We start from the raw sequence: 15,586 nt of genomic DNA on the forward strand, positions 1-15,586 counted from the left end.
TAGGAGGTGATAGCTATGCAGTCCATTTATCTTATCCGTCACGCTAAGGCTACAGGGCAGGAACCCCATGCAGAGCTTACAGATGAAGGGATCAGGCAGGCTGAAAAACTTGCAGATATCTTGGCTCATCAATCCATAACGTATATTGTTTCCAGTCCGTGGAAAAGGGCTGTTCAGACGGCTATGCCGCTGGGCATAGCAACGCTGCAACATATACATACGGATGAACGTCTCCAGGAGAGAATACTTAGCTCTCTTGATCTGCCTAACTGGATGGATGTACTGAAACGTACATATGATGATGTGGATTGGGTGGAAGAAGGCGGGGAATCTTCGAGAAACGCGGCTGCAAGGGGGTTGGCACTACTGGAAGAGTTGTGGAGCAGACCTGAACAACACGGGGCCGTGGTTACACATGGGAACTTGTTATCACTGCTTATTCGTGAGTATGAACCATCCTTTGGCTATGAAGAGTGGGCTAAACTTTCTAACCCGGATGTGTATGTGCTGGAGAGACAACGACCGGATGCAGGGCTGTCCACCATTCGAAGAATCTGGACAGATTAAACAGCAAAAGAGTGCTCCAGCGATATTATATCAGCCAGAATACTCTTTTCGTTTATCCACGGGGCATATTACAATGCAGCAATCATGATCATAACCCATCCAGCCAAAAATGCGACTCCGCCAAGTGGGGTAATGGCTCCCAATCTGCGAACACCCGTTACACTTAAAACGTACAGGCTGCCAGAGAACAGGATGATTCCGGCGAACATCAGCCATCCGGCAAGCATGACGAGTGAAGAGGATTCAAGACGGTCTGCCAGCAGTCCGATCAGGATGATGCCAAGTCCGTGGATGAGGTGATATTGAACACCGGTTTCATAGATTTTGATCATGTCAGCGGATAGTTTGCGCTTGAGCGCGTGTGCGCCAAAGGCACCCAAAGCAACAGCCAGGAACATCATAATACTGCCGAGTATAATCAGGGTTTGCAATGTGTTTTTCTCTCCTTTTAAGGGTAATTAGATATAACATCAAAGTGTACTGCACGAGTGTTGTCTACAGTTTGCGCAATTGAATCTGCCCAATGGAGTGATCGGCTTCCTTTTTCAGAATCAGTCTGGCACGTCCTTTGGTTGGCAAAATGTTTTCATGCAGGTTTTTGGCATTGATATCCTGCCAGATCTGGTTGGCCGTACGCACGGTTTCCTCTTCATCGATATTGGCGAATCGTTGATGGAAAAAGGAATCTGTGTTCTGGAACGCTGTATTGCGGAGTAGCTTGAAACGCTCAACGTACCAGTGTCGTATATGCTCTTCTTCCGCATCAATGTAGATGGAAAAATCGAAGAAATCACTAACCAGCAAAGGCGTTTCCTTTTTGATCTGAAGTACATTGATACCTTCAATAATGAGAATATCCGGTTGACAGATCTGCTTCTCTTCTCCTTGAATGACATCGTAGGCGAGGTGAGAGTAGACGGGTGCTTTCACTTCGGGTTTGCCAGATTTTACATCACCCATGAACTGAATCAGGGATTTGATATCATAACTTTCCGGGAATCCCTTGCGGTTCATGATGCCCTTCTCTTGCAGCACCGCATTGGGATATAAGAAACCGTCGGTTGTGACAAGGTCAACCTTCGGGCTTTTCTTACCTCTGGCGAGCAGTGCCTGTAGTAAGCGGGCCGCTGTACTTTTGCCCACGGCAACACTCCCCCCGATTCCAATGATGTAGGGAGTGGGGAGGGCTTCTTTTTTCATAAAGGAGGCCGTCAGTTGATTCAGCTCTCGTGAAACTCTTGCATATAGGTCAATAAAGTGGGTAAGAGGCAAATATATATCTTCGACTTCTTGAATCGATACCTCTTCATTCAATCCCTTTAACTGTTCTAATTCGGCTTCCGTCAGTGGAAGAGTGGTCTGATGTTCTTTAAGTTCAGCCCATTCCTTGCGGTTAAACTCGATGTAAGGAGAGTATAAATTCATGAGATCCCGCTTTCTGTATGTAATATAATTGTGGACACAACCTTTAGTGTATCAAATTTCAGGAAACTGACAACACCTTTACATTGTGCCTTTCATAATGCCTCTCGTCAAAATGGAGCGAAAAACAACTTACTAGGAAAGTTTAACCCAATTTATGTTAAAGTCAACGTATACCATGCGGAAGGGTGACAGCACATGATCGTATATGAGAGAGAGCATGATTTTGTTTTGACTGCACAGCATGAGCATGGATTAGTAGCCGGAGAGATGGCTTCCCACTGGAAGAATGAATTACTAGCCGATGCTGCGCATCGGGATGAATTGATTCTAGCGGCCAAGGAACATGACCGTGGCTGGATTGAACTGGATTCGTCTCCGTTCTGGAATGATTACAGTCAATCACCGTATTCGTTTCGTGACTTTCCATTGCGTCCGCGTTTTGTATTCTACCATAAAGGGATTGAAGAAGTTCGTCAGAAAAACCTCTACGCCGGATTATTGTGTAGCTTGATGTACACGGAGCTATTTCAGAAAAATCTGGGGGCCAATGCTCAGGATGATGATGACATCCGAGATTATCTGCAGCAAGAACACGAACGTCAGTTGAGTTTGGAGAATCAGCTGGGTGGCGATGCTGAAGCGCTGAAACGAAGGCTGCAAAGCGATGTGGAGATCATGCTTTTTTGTGATCAACTCAGTCTGTTTCTCTGTATGGAGGAACCTGGAACACCTGCTGCGCGTTATGATTTTTTTGCAGAAGGGCTCAGTTGTACGTTTGATGCCTGTTCCAGACAACCGATTCAGGCAGAGTGGTTATCCAATGAAAAAGTAGGCCTGTCTTTTTTCCCGTTTGATGAGGACTTTACGATTGTTTTGCCTTATAAATCGGTGCCAAAGGCAAGTATCCGCAAATTTGGTATGCAACAGGCTTATCGCCGGGCTGAATGGAAGGAACGCCGGGTGTTGATTACGGAATTGAACTGAGAACTGTAAACTCCAGGCTTGAGGAAAGAGCAGCATAGAATATCACAAAACAGGCGGGCTTCTGATGTACAGGTGTACAGGGCGTCCGCCTTTCGTATGCATATATATCATCATCGACTATACTGTGAGACCGGTGAAAATACGAATGAATCAGAGTGGGAATAAAGAAGGAAAACACAGGTTATTCCCAGAAATGTTAGTGTACAGCAGAGAAGTGCATGTTAGCAGGAGGACGAATATGGATACTAGAATAGAGATATTAACGATGTGTATGGTATGGGACAAAATGAATGATCAGGTGTTGTTAATGAATCGGCCGGATCGCAAAGGATTTCCGGGATACATCGCTCCTGGGGGGAAGGTAGATTTTCCGGAGAGTATCGTGGATGGTGCCGTGCGGGAGGTTCTGGAGGAGACGGGGCTAGCAGTTAATGAGATTACGTATAAAGGGCTTGATGAGTTCTGTGATCCCGAACAAGGATTGCGGTACATGGTATTTAACTATTTGGCGACTTCATTCGAGGGTCAGTTATTGCAAGATCCGCCCGAAGGCGAACTGTTATGGGTGCCTATGAAGCGGGTTTTTGAGCTGCCTATGCAGGACTGGTTCGCTGAACGTGTCCCGCGTTTTTTCCAAAATGGTACTTTTGAGCGGAGTGTAATCTGGGAGAAGTCATCCGGACGTACGCTGCAAGAGACATTTATGGTGTATAGCGATTCTGTTCTTGAACAGCGCGAAGTCCGGTAAGGGGATTGAAGGTTGGATACAGCATGTAAAATTCTCAATTAATGATCGGTCATAATGTATCATCCATATCTATATATTTATATCCAGATATTATGATATAATGAAGTTTACTATTTTTATGGGAGATGAGTAGTCTGTGGGGATCGTATTTCGTGATAAGTTGGAAGATATAGATCTTGAACAGCTAGATGGGAATTTTTTTTATGGTTGGCCAAACCCGCCGTCTACGCCAACTTTTCTAAAGTTGCTGGAAAAGTCCTATGCCATTGAACTGGCTGTTGATGAAGATACAGGAAAGGTGGTCGGATTCATACAAGCCATCTCTGATGGTGTTCTCAGCGCGTATATCCCCTTACTGGAAGTAGTCCCAGAGTATAAGGGTCGGGGAATCGGGACGGCTCTTGTTCAACGCATATTTGAACGTCTTCGTGATCTTTATATGATTGATCTCTTATGTGATCCGGAGCTGCAGACGTTCTATGAGAAACAGGGGATGTCCAAAGCATCAGGAATGGTTATTCGTCATTATCAAAATCAATCGGGTACAGTAGTTGGTTAATAGATTGGGTGATAGGTTTGTTAGACTCAAGCAAGATATATTTGTAGATCTGCCATACATAGGCTTCTGCAAACAGAACGAGAATGAATATTGTACGATGAAAAGGTGGAGATTGGCATGAAATTGTCGTTCCGGATTTTGGACTGGGAAGAAGAGCGACCGTACGAACTTTTATTGATGGCTGATCCTTCAAAAGCAATTGTTGATGAGTACCTGAGTCGGGGTGTTTGTTTTATTGCTGAGTATGAAGGAGAGATGGTTGGAGAGTTCGTATTGTTAAAGACTCGTCCGGAGACTGCCGAGATTGTTAATATTGCCGTACAGGAAGAACTGCAGGGACAAGGTGTAGGCAAACACATGATTAAGGAAGCGATGGAAGCTGCACGTAGATTGGGCTGCCGGATTCTCGAGATTGGAACAGGCAACTCCAGCTTTCATCAATTGAAGTTATACCAACGTTGCGGTTTCCGCATTATCGGGGTTGATCGTGATTTCTTTGTGAGACATTATGAGGAAGAGATTATAGAGGATGGTATCCGCTGTGTGGATATGATCCGTATGGCCATAGATCTGGATGCTGTTATCGAGGATGAAGACGAAAGGAAGGGTACTTAAGTGAATCGGCATACACATATTGGCGTATATGGTTTGGTCACTTGGGAGCACAAATTCCTGTTGATTCATAAGGCACGTGGGGCATATCAGGGGCAATGGGATTTACCAGGCGGAAGGCTGGAATTTGGTGAACAGCCAGAGGCCGCACTTCAACGTGAGATTGAAGAAGAGACGGGCCTGACCCATCTGTAATTGATGATTCGTTCTGCGGAGTCTACGGTACTGGAATGGGTGTATCAAGGTGAGCCGGAAGAGCTGCACCATATCGGGATGTTGTATGATGTTGTTTTGACCGCAGCCAGTCAGCCGGATCATATCAAAAAAGAACCCGATGGCGAAGACTCGCTGGGCGCGGACTGGTTTACAATGGAGCAGGTTAGAGATCTTTCCCTAACGCCGTTTGCAGAGTATATGATTAGTCAAAGTACAACTTGATGCGCATTATCAACTGTAGTGTTAACTCAAACTTGTTGAATTCAAAGAAGCTGCTCGGATAATTTATGTCTGGGCGAGCTTTTTTCAGTTGGTCTCCTCAAGAAAACCCCAATTATTTGTTGAATGTGATGTCAATTGGTTAATGTTTAACTGGACGGTTTGTTTTTGAACATAATGGACCACAATTTAATTAAGGAGGTAAATGGGAGATCGTATGCCTATTTTGTTGTAATTAAGCGTTCGTTGTTCTATCCAAATTGCTCGATTTATTCGATTCATCTAATTTATGCATCAATTGAACTAAAAATAGGAAATGCTCCTGAGCGTAAAAGTTTATAGAATAGATATTAGAACATGGACTTCACTTGAAGAAGAGGAGAAAGTGTAACCTTCGAACGGATCAGGACAGTATTCGACATCTGTGCGACGGTATATACAATCATTGTTTTACTTTGATTTTGAAAACGCAGACAAACCTTGACGGGAGCGTCGGACTAACGTTACTACCACCAACAGCACGATTATTGGACTTCATGAAAAATTTAGCTTAAAATGTTGAACGAACGCAAATTACGGCTTAGTCAATGATTTCCGTCAAAAACTTATGACTAAATCAAGACGGAGGGAACGTCGATGACGATCGTGGAAGGCAACAAGAAGCCCTGGGAAAGTTACTATGGCCCCAATATGGGATACGTACAGGAACAATATGAATTATTTGCTCAAGATCCTGGTTCGGTTACACCGGCCTATCGGGAACTATTTGAACAATGGGGTGCACCGCCGATGTCTGGCAGGGATGCACGCACAACCTCGAATTCCGGCAACGCCCAATCGGCTTCCGGAAGCGTAGACATTCAATTATTACAGAAAGCGGTTACAGCAGGTAAGCTGGTATGGAATATCCGTACGTATGGTCATCTTGCTGCAGACATAGATCCGCTTGGAATCAGTGAAGATACAGATACATCTTTGCTGGAACCTCAGCATTTTGAATTAAACGAAGAAGATCTGAAAGCTTTGCCTGCTTCCCTGATCTGGGAAGGTGCAGATGGGCAGACAGCAACCGGATGGGATGCAATCCAACGCTTGCGTCAGATTTACACTGGACCCATGGCTTATGAATTCAGTCATGTACACGAAGTTCAAGAACGTGAGTGGTTGAATCGCCGTGCGGAGTCCCGGACTTCACCAGCTCCGCTTATGCCGAAAGAACGTAAGGCTTTGCTGGAACGTTTGGTTGAAGTTGAACAATTTGAAGATTATCTTCACAAAACATTTGTTGGACAGAAACGTTTCTCCATCGAAGGTAATGATGTGCTTGTACCGATGTTGGACGAAGCGGTCCGCATCATGGCAGAAGCGGGATCAAGCCACATTCTGATGGGTATGGCCCACCGTGGACGGTTAAACGTACTTGCCCATGTATTGGGCAAACCGTACAGCAAAATTTTCTCTGAATTCCATCATGCTCCGAACAAAGACCTGGTTCCATCGGAAGGTTCGACGGGAATCAACTACGGTTGGACGGGGGATGTCAAATATCATATGGGTGCCAACCGTTTTGTAAAAGACGGGGAAACTGTGCAGGCCCGCCTTACTCTGGCGAATAACCCGAGCCATCTGGAATACGTCAATCCGGTTGTACAGGGTTTTGCACGTGCGGCTCAGGATGACCGTCGTGACCCTGGATATCCGAAGCAGGATGTAACGAAGGCAGCTACCATTTTGATGCACGGTGATGCTGCATTCCCTGGAGAAGGGATCGTTGCGGAGACGCTTAACTTCAAAGCTCTGCCAGGATATCAGAATGGCGGAACCATCCATATTATCGTCAACAATCGTCTGGGTTTCACTACAGATAGCGGTGATTCCCGTTCAACATACTACGCAAGTGACCTTGCTAAAGGGTACGAAATTCCGATTGTACACGTGAATGCGGACAATCCGGAAGCTTGTATTGCAGCCATTCGTATGGCAGCAGAGTATCGCAATCGTTTCAAAAAGGATTTCCTGATCGACTTGATCGGTTACCGTCGTTACGGCCATAATGAAACCGATGATCCCGAAACAACTCAACCTATCGTTTATGACAAGGTGAAAAACCATCCAACGGTAAGCCACTTGTATCAGGATCAGTTGAAGCAGGAATCGGTTATCGATGATGCGTCCATCACGAGCATTCGCGATGGAGTAACGAACAAATTAAAAGAAGCTTATGACCAGATGAAGAAAAATGAAGTACATGAATATTATCAACGGAAAATCAGTGAGCCGGAAACTGTTACGATTACTCCGACAGCGGTACCACTGGAGAATCTGCGCAGCATTAATGCCGATCTGCTGAAATGGCCTGAGAACTTCAACGTGTATCCGAAGTTACAGCGGATTTTGCAACGCCGGAGCACTTCCTTGAATGAAGGGGAGAAAGTGGATTGGAGCCTTGCGGAGACACTTGCATTCGCAACCATTCTCGCTGATGGCAAACCGATTCGGATTAGTGGACAGGATGCCGAGCGTGCTACATTCGCTCATCGGAATCTGGTGTTGCATGATTCGGAGAATGGAGCAAAGTTCTGCCCTTTACATCACTTGCCACAGGCAAGAGCATCCTTTGCAATCTATAACAGTCCGTTGTCTGAAGAATCCGTTGTTGGATTCGAATACGGATATAACGTATATTCACCCGATACACTGGTTATCTGGGAAGCTCAATTCGGTGACTTTGCCAACTGCGCACAGGTTATATTCGACCAGTTTGTATCATCCGGCCGCGCCAAGTGGTCTCAGAAGTCCAGTTTGGTGATGTTGTTGCCACATGCGAATGAGGGTCAAGGACCTGAGCATACAAGTGCTCGTCTGGAACGCTTCCTTCAGTTGTGTGCAGAAGACAACATGACGGTTGCTAACTTGTCAAGTGCATCTCAGTACTTCCACTTGTTGCGTCGTCAAGCTTCGTTGACTGAAACAGAAGATGCCCGTCCACTTGTGATGATGTCACCGAAAAGTCTCATTCGGAATCCGCGTGTTGCATCACCGGCAGTGGAATTCAGTGAAGGCAAGTTTGAGCTTGTGCTGGAGCAAGCTGGACTTGGGACACAGCCGGATCGCGTAGAGCGCATTATTTTGTGCAGTGGCAAGATTGCCATCGACTTGGAAGATGCTTTTGAAAAAGATAAAGCAGATTGGTCATGGCTTCACATCATTCGAGTGGAACAACTATATCCGTTCCCGGCAGAAGAGATCAAACGTATACTTGCACGTTTCAGCAATGTAAAAGAACTGGTATGGGTGCAGGAAGAAAACAAAAACATGGGTGCCTGGACATACATGGAGCCTCGTCTTCGTGAAGTTGCCCCGGAAGGCACAACCGTTAGATACGAAGGTCGCCCGGAACACGCAAGTCCTTCCAGCGGTTATCAGCTTGTGCATAGTATGGAACAGCAACAGATTATTACATCTGCGTTGAAACAAACGACGAAGAATAATATTCCACTGGGGAGGTAACAGCTGTGAGTGAAATTAAAGTACCTGCAATGGGTGAGTCAATAACTGAGGGAACTGTATCCAGATGGATGGTTAAAGAAGGGGATACCGTTAATCAGGGTGATGTGCTTCTTGAACTGGAAACGGATAAAGTAAATATTGAGATCAGCGCAGAAGAAAGTGGCGTGCTGGAGAAGATCATTCGTCAGGAAGGAGAGACGGTAGAGATCGGTGAAACGATCGGTACACTCTCAGCTGGTTCTGGAGGAGGAAGCGGTGCACCCGCTTCCGAACCAGTAGCTGAAGAGAAAAAGGCCGTTACTCCTGCACCTGAAGCTCCAACACCACCAGCACCTGTTGCGGCAGCACCGGAGTCATCCGATAGTGCCAAGACGGCTTCGCCGTCTGCCCGTAAGCTTGCACGTGAACGTGGTATCGAGTTAGATCAGGTTCAGAGCAAAGATCCAATTGGGCGGGTATACCAGGATGATGTGAAGAGCCATAACAATCAGGCGCCTGCTCCTGCTGCTCCACCTGCGAGTAAAGCTCCTGCAGCACCAAGTGCTCCGGCAGCTGGAAGTTCTACCTATACCAAACCAGTGGAGCGTCAGCGGATGTCTCGCCGCCGTGCCACCATTGCCAAACGTCTGGTAGAGGCTCAGCAGACAGCAGCCATGTTGACTACGTTTAATGAAGTTGATATGACTGCGATCATGGATGTACGTAAACGCCGTAAGGACAAGTTCAAAGAGAAACATGAGATTAACCTGGGCTTCATGTCCTTCTTCACCAAAGCGGTTGTGGGGGCTCTGAAAAAATTCCCTACAATTAACGCAGAGATTGATGGCGAAGATGTTGTGCTCAAAAAGTATTATGATATCGGCATCGCCGTATCTGCGAAGGAAGGACTGGTTGTACCGGTTGTACGTGATGCTGATCGTTTGGGCTTTGCCGAGATCGAGAAGAGCATTGCGGACCTGGCATCCAAAGCTCGTTCCAACACACTGGCGTTATCTGATCTGCAAGGTGGAACGTTCACCATCACCAATGGTGGAACATTTGGTTCCTTGTTGTCAACGCCAATTCTGAATACACCTCAAGTGGGTATTCTGGGGATGCATAAGATCCAGCTTCGTCCAGTGGCGATTGATGCAGAGCGGATGGAGAACCGTCCAATGATGTACATCGCGCTGTCCTACGATCACCGGATTATCGACGGAAGTGAAGCTGTTCGTTTCCTCGTGACCGTGAAGGAACTGCTGGAAGACCCGGAATCTCTGTTAATTGAAGGTTAATCCATAAAGCTTGGTTATAGCTATTATTCATATCGCTTAACAAGAAAACCCCTGAACTGGAGCGCAGCGTGAGCTGCACATCCGATCCAGGGGTTTCTTTTGCTGTTGCTCATGGTATGTTGCCTTCGACTCTATTAGATAGAGTCAGCCGTCTCAGTAGGGTTCATCGGGCTAGGGTGTGTATTCGAGCCAGGGGTATTCCGCTCTAGCCAGTTCACAACATGCTGAGCCACTTCTGTTCGGTTGATCTCATGCAGCATTTCATGGCGTCCATCCGGATACAGGCGATACTCAATATTCTCCAGCTGAAGCTTCTTATACTGCGAGACCAGATTAAGAACGCCTTTGCCATGAAGTCCGACAGGGTCCTTCTCACCTGAGAACAGGTATACGGGTTTGTGTTTGGGTATGCGCTCCATATTGTGTGGAAGATGGACTTCAAGCAGCAATTTGAAGAAGTCGCGGAAAAAGCCTGCTGTACAGACTGCTCCGCACAGGGGATCATCAATGAATCGCTGAACCTCTTGGGAGTCGCGCGACAACCAATCAAACGGTGTCGCGGCAGGACGGAAAGAGCGGTTAAATCCACCAAACACAATCGCGTTGAGCAGCATGCTGGGATGAGTAGCCCCCTGAATACCACATTGCAAAAAGGCGAGCTTCTCTCCAAACCGGAGCAGACCGCGTCTGCCGTTTGTACCGGATAAAATAAAGGCGTGGTACTGCTCATGACCAGCGTACATGAGATGTTGTACCAAGAATGAGCCCATGCTATGTCCCATTAGAAACAGGGGCACCCCAGGATTCTCCTTGGCGGCTACTTCGCCGAGATTGATCATATCACTCGCCATCCAGCGGAAGGCATCGATACCAGCATTACCAAGCAATTTGGCATTCTCCACGGTTTTGCCATGACCCCGATGGTCATTGGCATAAACCGCATAGCCATTTTGGGTAAGAATGTCGGCAAATTCGGCGTATCGGGCTGCCGTCTCGCCCATGCCATGTGCAATTTGCACTACACCTTTAACGTTGCATTCCGGATCGGGAAGCCAGCGGTACACATGAATACGGGTACCTTCACTAGCGACCAAGGCAAAGGTAGATTCCTGCATCTCGTGTAATTCCTCCTTCACAGGTTACATATAAGCTTGATTTATGGCAGATAAGAGCGAAGCACAGTGGTATTTCCATCTAATGTGTAAGAACCCAGGTTGGCTGGCAAGAGATAACATTGTCCAGCTTTCAATTCAATGCTGTCTGATTCAGCATGTGCCCACTCCAGAGTTCCTTCTCCTTCACAGACAACGAGAATCGTGAAGCTGTCAGGATTGGTGGAGAGTTCCCAACGTTTATTCACAACCCCTTTTTCAACTACAAAATAAGGGCATTCCGCAAGCTTGAGCCATTCACCAGGAGTAGCGTTATTTGTTTTCATCGTTGAGGCACCTGCGCCCTCATAGGCGGTGACATTTAATGAGTCTTCAACATGCAACTCACGTGGTTTGCCATCCAGCCCTGGACGATTATAATCGTATATCCGGTACGTCGTATCCGAGTTTTGCTGAATCTCAGCGACAACGACACCTGCACAGAGCGCATGCACTGTTCCAGCAGGGATAAAGAACGTATCACCAGCTTCTACAGGCACCTGACGAAGGGTATCCATCACCGTGCCGTTTTCCAATGCTTCTTTTAATGTTGCCCGATCAACGCCTTCATTCAACCCGTAGATGATGTGTGCGCCCGGTTTTGCGTCGAGTACATACCACATTTCTGTTTTGCCAAGCTCGCCAGGAGGCAGTGCCTCATACTCGTCTGTTGGATGAACCTGAACAGACAGGTCATCGTTGCAGTCAAGCAGCTTAATCAGAAGGGGGAAACGGCCGCCTTTTTCGGAAACGCCTTTGGTTCCAAGCCATTTGGTGCCCAGTTGTTCACGAACTTCATCCAGACCCTTGCCAGCAAGTGCTCCATTTAATACCTTGGTTGTACCGTTTGGATGATCCGCAATCATCCATCCTTCTCCGATATGTCCTTCAGGGGGCGTAAGGCCGAATTGCTCCAGCGCACGACCGCCCCACACACGTTCTTTGAATTCAGGTTGGAATTGTAATGGGTATGGCGTAGACATCAGTAATCTCTCCTCTAGTATATGAAGTGGTGGATCGCTTTAATCAGTCATGGGCATGTAGTCGCCATGAGCAAACAAGTGAATACGTTTGCATATGTAGATGTAGAACACAGATCGCAGTAAGAAAAAGCCGTTAATAGCTCGCCTTGCGATTGTGTCTAGTTTATTGTATTTGGTGAACAAAGGAAATTATTTTTTCTCGATTCCGATCAGAAAAGGAGAAGTTTCTCGCTGCAATTGGCGATACATCACAACCTGTGCCTGTTCCACCGGCAGGGCAGAGGACCATTCCAATACGGCTGATGCTTCCTGTGCGCCTCCGTCATGACCGGGGTAAAGCACAACCGTAATGATTCCGCGAGGACGTAATAAAGTGAGTGCAGCCTCGAGTGCAGCGATCGTGCTGTCAGTCTCGGTGATGATGGAGGAATCTGCACTTTCTGAAGGCAGGTACCCCAGATTGAACATGACTGCACCAACCGCACCAGGCCATGACTCAGGCACCGCTTCTGTCATTCGATCATGGCTTAGTTGAAGCATGGAAATGGAGCCAAGCTTGGCTTCGTCGGTTTGTTTTCGAATCCGGGCCTGTGCCAGTGTGAGGGCTTCACTTTGAATATCGAATCCAATGACTTGACCACGCCTGCCAACTTGTTGTGCCAAAAATAGTGTGTCTGCTCCTGTACCCACCGTTGCATCTATGGCCAGATCACCTGGCTGCAGACGGGAAGCGATCCACTGATGAGCACAGCTGAGAACTGAAAGAAAGCCCATCTATGCTCGCCTCCAATACTTACCTTGCCATGAATCCCGCTCAACCAGCTCGCGATCAATGGAGTTCAACACTTCCCATTTGTTCATGGACCACATTGGTCCAATCAGCAGATCACGCGGTGCGTCGCCTGTAAGACGGTGTACGATCATTTCCGGTGGAAGCATCTCCAGTGTATCTACGATCAGTTTGATGTACTCATCCTGTTCCAGAAAACGTAAAAGTCCGGCTTCGTATTGCTTCACCATCGGTGTTTTGCGCATGAGATGTAACAGGTGAATCTTGATTCCCTGTACATCCATATTGGCAACTGCCCGTCCAGTGTCCAGCATCATCTCATGTGTCTCTTGAGGCAGACCATATATGATATGTGTACACACTCGTATATTCCGTTTGCGCAGTTTCTCAACCGCTTCTTCGTAACACTTCGTGTCGTGCGCCCGATTAATCAATGTTGATGTGGAATCATGGATCGTTTGAAGTCCCATCTCAACCCACAGATAGGTGCGTTTGTTCAGTTCAGCCAAATAATCAACAACGTCATCTGGCAAACAATCCGGGCGAGTGGCGATGGACAAACCAACAACACCGGGTTGCTCAAGAATTTCTTCAAAATATTCGCGCAGCTCCTCAACTGGAGCATACGTGTTCGTATAGGCTTGGAAGTAGCCAATATAATGGGCTGTAGGCCATTTGAGGTGCTGTTTATCTCGAATTGTATTAAACTGGGTGACCAGATCTTCACGTCTGCTGCCAGCAAAATCGCCTGATCCACGCGCACTGCAGAAGGTGCAACCACCTTTGGCGATGGAACCGTCGCGGTTGGGACAGGTGAATCCAGCATCCAGCATCACTTTGAAAACCTTATTGTTAAATTGATCACGCATCTCATAATTCCAGGTATGGAATCGTTTATCTCCCCACAACATAGGGGACTGTAATGCAGGTGCATTCATCTTCAGGGTACTCCTTTGGCTGTCGAATTACAGTAATCATACGTGAACAAAAGAAGAAGCGCTATGCGATTTCCGTCATAGACGATGGATAGCGATTATAGGGGTCTTCATGAACTTTAGCATTTTGCATTATTCGATTTGAATCGCTCACGGGTACAAGATATGGACAGGAAAAATCATCCTGATCCATATCTTGCTGATTGGAAGACGCTTATGGTATTTATGCAAAATGCTTACTTTATCATTGTATCAAAAAACTAAAAAAAAAGGGAATCGAAACGCAAAAATAGGCCGTAAAATCAAGGTTTTCTCCTTGCTATAGTTTACACATTGTGTTATATTTAAATCAGCGTCAGACACCATCTAGTGGGTATTATTCATCATAGCATTTGAATCAAGATTGACGTCATGGACCATACTATACCGTGAGGTGATATGAATGAATTCCCAAGTTAAAAACAATGAATTGAATCGTGTGTCTGTTGAATTGACGGCAGAAGAAGCACTGGCTTTAACAGGTGTTCGTTTTAATGGAAATCCGAAAGTGAAAGCGGCTGCAAGACAAAAAGTTCGCGATGCTTTCGAAAAGACATTTGATTTTTCACACCAAGATAAGGTAGACTATGAACTACTAAAGTAGTTGGACCCCAATTCCAAATAAATCGAAGAGGGAATCTTTGAGATTTGCCCAAAGTGGCAGATCCGAAGATTCCCTTTTCATTGCTCTTTACAATTTGCCAGTTCTTCGGCAAAATAAGTCTGAGACAAGTATGGGACAAACGGAGGAATAAAATGCGTTTACGTGGCAGAAAAGGGATAAGAGAAAATCTGGAGCAACAAGTTGATCTTGTTGTACTGGACCCCAAGCAACATAAAGGAAAATGGTCTGAACTGTTTGGCAATGACCATCCGATCTTCGTGGAATTTGGTATGGGTAAAGGTCAATTTATCAGCCAAATGAGTTATAAATATCCGGAATTTAATTTCATCGGTATTGATATGTATGATGAACTGGTGCGTCGTGCCAGTGAGAAAGCTCGTAATGCGTGGAGTCAGGCTGATGTGGAGACACCCCCTAACCTGAAGCTTGCGCTGGCAAATATTGAACAGATCGAGGAAGTTTTTGAGCCGGAAGAACTGGAACGTATCTATTTGAACTTCAGCGATCCGTGGCCAAAAGCAAAGCATGCACGTCGTCGGTTGACGCACCCGCGCTTCCTGAAGAAATACACGGAATTGCTTAATCCCAAAGGTCAGATTCATTTCAAAACCGATTCGGAGACGCTGTTTGATTTCTCACTCAATGCCATTGCCGATTTCGGCCTGCAAATGACCAATATTTCTTTGAATCTGCATCGCGATGGACTAAACGAAGAACATGTGATGACCGAGTACGAGCAGAAATTCATGGGCAAAGGTATGAACATTCACCGGGTTGAAGTGATTGTTGGTGAAGAGGCCCTGCGTGAGTATCAGCAGACACGCCTGGACAAGTATAAAGTTCGTGAAGCTTCGGATGAGTCCGGCGAAGATCAGGAACAGGAATAAATCGAAATCTAACTTAAACTTATCAAAGAAGAGCGACACATGAGGTGAATGATTCATTCTCA

17 protein-coding genes are annotated in these 15,586 nt (G+C 46.3%); 11 read left to right on the forward strand and 6 right to left on the reverse strand.

Features of this window, described 5'->3' with window-relative positions:
- Positions 1–15 precede the first annotated feature (15 nt).
- On the forward strand, positions 16–567 hold the full coding sequence (locus tag MHB85_RS08575; protein ID WP_341072778.1) for a histidine phosphatase family protein: 552 nt from the start codon (positions 16–18) through the stop codon (positions 565–567).
- 68 nt (positions 568–635) lie between these two features.
- Here the strand turns inward: MHB85_RS08575 and MHB85_RS08580 are convergent, their stop codons facing one another.
- Both MHB85_RS08580 and coaA read right to left on the reverse strand, forming a co-directional pair.
- A complete protein-coding gene (locus MHB85_RS08580; protein ID WP_047842233.1) occupies positions 636–998 on the reverse strand; it encodes a DUF423 domain-containing protein in 363 nt (120 codons plus the stop codon).
- A gap of 64 nt (positions 999–1,062) precedes the next feature.
- Positions 1,063–1,992, reverse strand: coding sequence for a type I pantothenate kinase (gene coaA / locus MHB85_RS08585; protein ID WP_192134623.1), 930 nt, complete (start codon positions 1,990–1,992; stop codon positions 1,063–1,065).
- Between the two features lie 195 nt (positions 1,993–2,187).
- Between coaA and MHB85_RS08590 the strand changes: the two genes are divergently transcribed.
- From MHB85_RS08590 to odhB, 8 genes are all read left to right on the forward strand, one after another.
- Entirely contained in the window at positions 2,188–2,976 is a 789-nt protein-coding gene (locus tag MHB85_RS08590) for a DUF3891 family protein (RefSeq protein ID WP_091014879.1), read from the forward strand.
- 238 nt (positions 2,977–3,214) lie between these two features.
- Complete coding sequence (locus tag MHB85_RS08595) at positions 3,215–3,724, forward strand: 8-oxo-dGTP diphosphatase (RefSeq protein ID WP_091014877.1); 510 nt, start codon at positions 3,215–3,217, stop codon at positions 3,722–3,724.
- 136 nt (positions 3,725–3,860) lie between these two features.
- Positions 3,861–4,283, forward strand: coding sequence for a GNAT family N-acetyltransferase (locus tag MHB85_RS08600; RefSeq protein ID WP_306299270.1), 423 nt, complete (start codon positions 3,861–3,863; stop codon positions 4,281–4,283).
- A 117-nt stretch (positions 4,284–4,400) separates the two neighbouring features.
- Entirely contained in the window at positions 4,401–4,898 is a 498-nt protein-coding gene (locus MHB85_RS08605; protein ID WP_091014876.1) for a GNAT family N-acetyltransferase, read from the forward strand.
- Positions 4,899–5,090: an NUDIX domain-containing protein gene (locus tag MHB85_RS08610; RefSeq protein ID WP_223199902.1), complete on the forward strand. Its 192-nt coding sequence runs from the start codon at positions 4,899–4,901 to the stop codon at positions 5,088–5,090. It abuts the gene before it with no gap.
- 3 nt (positions 5,091–5,093) lie between these two features.
- A complete protein-coding gene (locus MHB85_RS08615; protein ID WP_223199903.1) occupies positions 5,094–5,333 on the forward strand; it encodes a hypothetical protein in 240 nt (79 codons plus the stop codon).
- A gap of 633 nt (positions 5,334–5,966) precedes the next feature.
- Entirely contained in the window at positions 5,967–8,840 is a 2,874-nt protein-coding gene (locus tag MHB85_RS08620; protein WP_192134628.1) for a 2-oxoglutarate dehydrogenase E1 component, read from the forward strand.
- Between the two features lie 5 nt (positions 8,841–8,845).
- Positions 8,846–10,114: a 2-oxoglutarate dehydrogenase complex dihydrolipoyllysine-residue succinyltransferase gene (gene odhB / locus MHB85_RS08625; protein WP_105597930.1), complete on the forward strand. Its 1,269-nt coding sequence runs from the start codon at positions 8,846–8,848 to the stop codon at positions 10,112–10,114.
- A gap of 134 nt (positions 10,115–10,248) precedes the next feature.
- Here the strand turns inward: odhB and MHB85_RS08630 are convergent, their stop codons facing one another.
- The 4 genes from MHB85_RS08630 to MHB85_RS08645 form a co-directional block, all read right to left on the reverse strand.
- On the reverse strand, positions 10,249–11,229 hold the full coding sequence (locus tag MHB85_RS08630; RefSeq protein ID WP_192134630.1) for an alpha/beta fold hydrolase: 981 nt from the start codon (positions 11,227–11,229) through the stop codon (positions 10,249–10,251).
- Positions 11,230–11,270: 41 nt separating this feature from the next.
- The gene (locus tag MHB85_RS08635; RefSeq protein WP_192134632.1) at positions 11,271–12,248 is read right to left on the reverse strand and encodes a type I phosphomannose isomerase catalytic subunit; all 978 of its coding nucleotides are present in this window, start codon (positions 12,246–12,248) and stop codon (positions 11,271–11,273) included.
- A gap of 189 nt (positions 12,249–12,437) precedes the next feature.
- Entirely contained in the window at positions 12,438–13,022 is a 585-nt protein-coding gene (locus MHB85_RS08640) for a class I SAM-dependent methyltransferase (RefSeq protein WP_192134635.1), read from the reverse strand.
- Positions 13,023–13,976, reverse strand: a complete 954-nt coding sequence (locus tag MHB85_RS08645) for a TIGR01212 family radical SAM protein (protein WP_192134637.1) — start codon at positions 13,974–13,976, stop codon at positions 13,023–13,025. It abuts the gene before it with no gap.
- A gap of 439 nt (positions 13,977–14,415) precedes the next feature.
- Between MHB85_RS08645 and MHB85_RS08650 the strand changes: the two genes are divergently transcribed.
- Together MHB85_RS08650 and trmB are read left to right on the forward strand one after the other, a co-directional pair.
- Positions 14,416–14,616 carry a hypothetical protein gene (locus MHB85_RS08650; RefSeq protein WP_105597935.1) on the forward strand — a complete coding sequence of 67 codons (201 nt, stop codon included), beginning with the start codon at positions 14,416–14,418 and terminating at the stop codon, positions 14,614–14,616.
- Positions 14,617–14,768: 152 nt separating this feature from the next.
- On the forward strand, positions 14,769–15,524 hold the full coding sequence (trmB, locus tag MHB85_RS08655) for a tRNA (guanosine(46)-N7)-methyltransferase TrmB (protein ID WP_076252463.1): 756 nt from the start codon (positions 14,769–14,771) through the stop codon (positions 15,522–15,524).
- Positions 15,525–15,586 lie beyond the last annotated feature (62 nt).

This window comes from Paenibacillus sp. FSL K6-4396, assembly GCF_038002525.1.
Taxonomy (GTDB): domain Bacteria; phylum Bacillota; class Bacilli; order Paenibacillales; family Paenibacillaceae; genus Paenibacillus; species Paenibacillus amylolyticus_B.

Coding starts and splice junctions, on each gene's coding strand:
- MHB85_RS08575 (WP_341072778.1), top strand. CDS start 16: ATGCAGTCCATTTATCTTATCCGTCACGCTAAGGCTACAGGGCAGGAA.
- coaA (WP_192134623.1), bottom strand. CDS start 1,992: ATGAATTTATACTCTCCTTACATCGAGTTTAACCGCAAGGAATGGGCT.
- MHB85_RS08590 (WP_091014879.1), top strand. CDS start 2,188: ATGATCGTATATGAGAGAGAGCATGATTTTGTTTTGACTGCACAGCAT.
- MHB85_RS08595 (WP_091014877.1), top strand. CDS start 3,215: ATGGATACTAGAATAGAGATATTAACGATGTGTATGGTATGGGACAAA.
- MHB85_RS08605 (WP_091014876.1), top strand. CDS start 4,401: ATGAAATTGTCGTTCCGGATTTTGGACTGGGAAGAAGAGCGACCGTAC.
- MHB85_RS08615 (WP_223199903.1), top strand. CDS start 5,094: ATGATTCGTTCTGCGGAGTCTACGGTACTGGAATGGGTGTATCAAGGT.
- MHB85_RS08620 (WP_192134628.1), top strand. CDS start 5,967: ATGACGATCGTGGAAGGCAACAAGAAGCCCTGGGAAAGTTACTATGGC.
- MHB85_RS08630 (WP_192134630.1), bottom strand. CDS start 11,229: ATGCAGGAATCTACCTTTGCCTTGGTCGCTAGTGAAGGTACCCGTATT.
- MHB85_RS08635 (WP_192134632.1), bottom strand. CDS start 12,248: ATGTCTACGCCATACCCATTACAATTCCAACCTGAATTCAAAGAACGT.
- MHB85_RS08640 (WP_192134635.1), bottom strand. CDS start 13,022: ATGGGCTTTCTTTCAGTTCTCAGCTGTGCTCATCAGTGGATCGCTTCC.
- MHB85_RS08645 (WP_192134637.1), bottom strand. CDS start 13,976: ATGAATGCACCTGCATTACAGTCCCCTATGTTGTGGGGAGATAAACGA.
- MHB85_RS08650 (WP_105597935.1), top strand. CDS start 14,416: ATGAATTCCCAAGTTAAAAACAATGAATTGAATCGTGTGTCTGTTGAA.
- trmB (WP_076252463.1), top strand. CDS start 14,769: ATGCGTTTACGTGGCAGAAAAGGGATAAGAGAAAATCTGGAGCAACAA.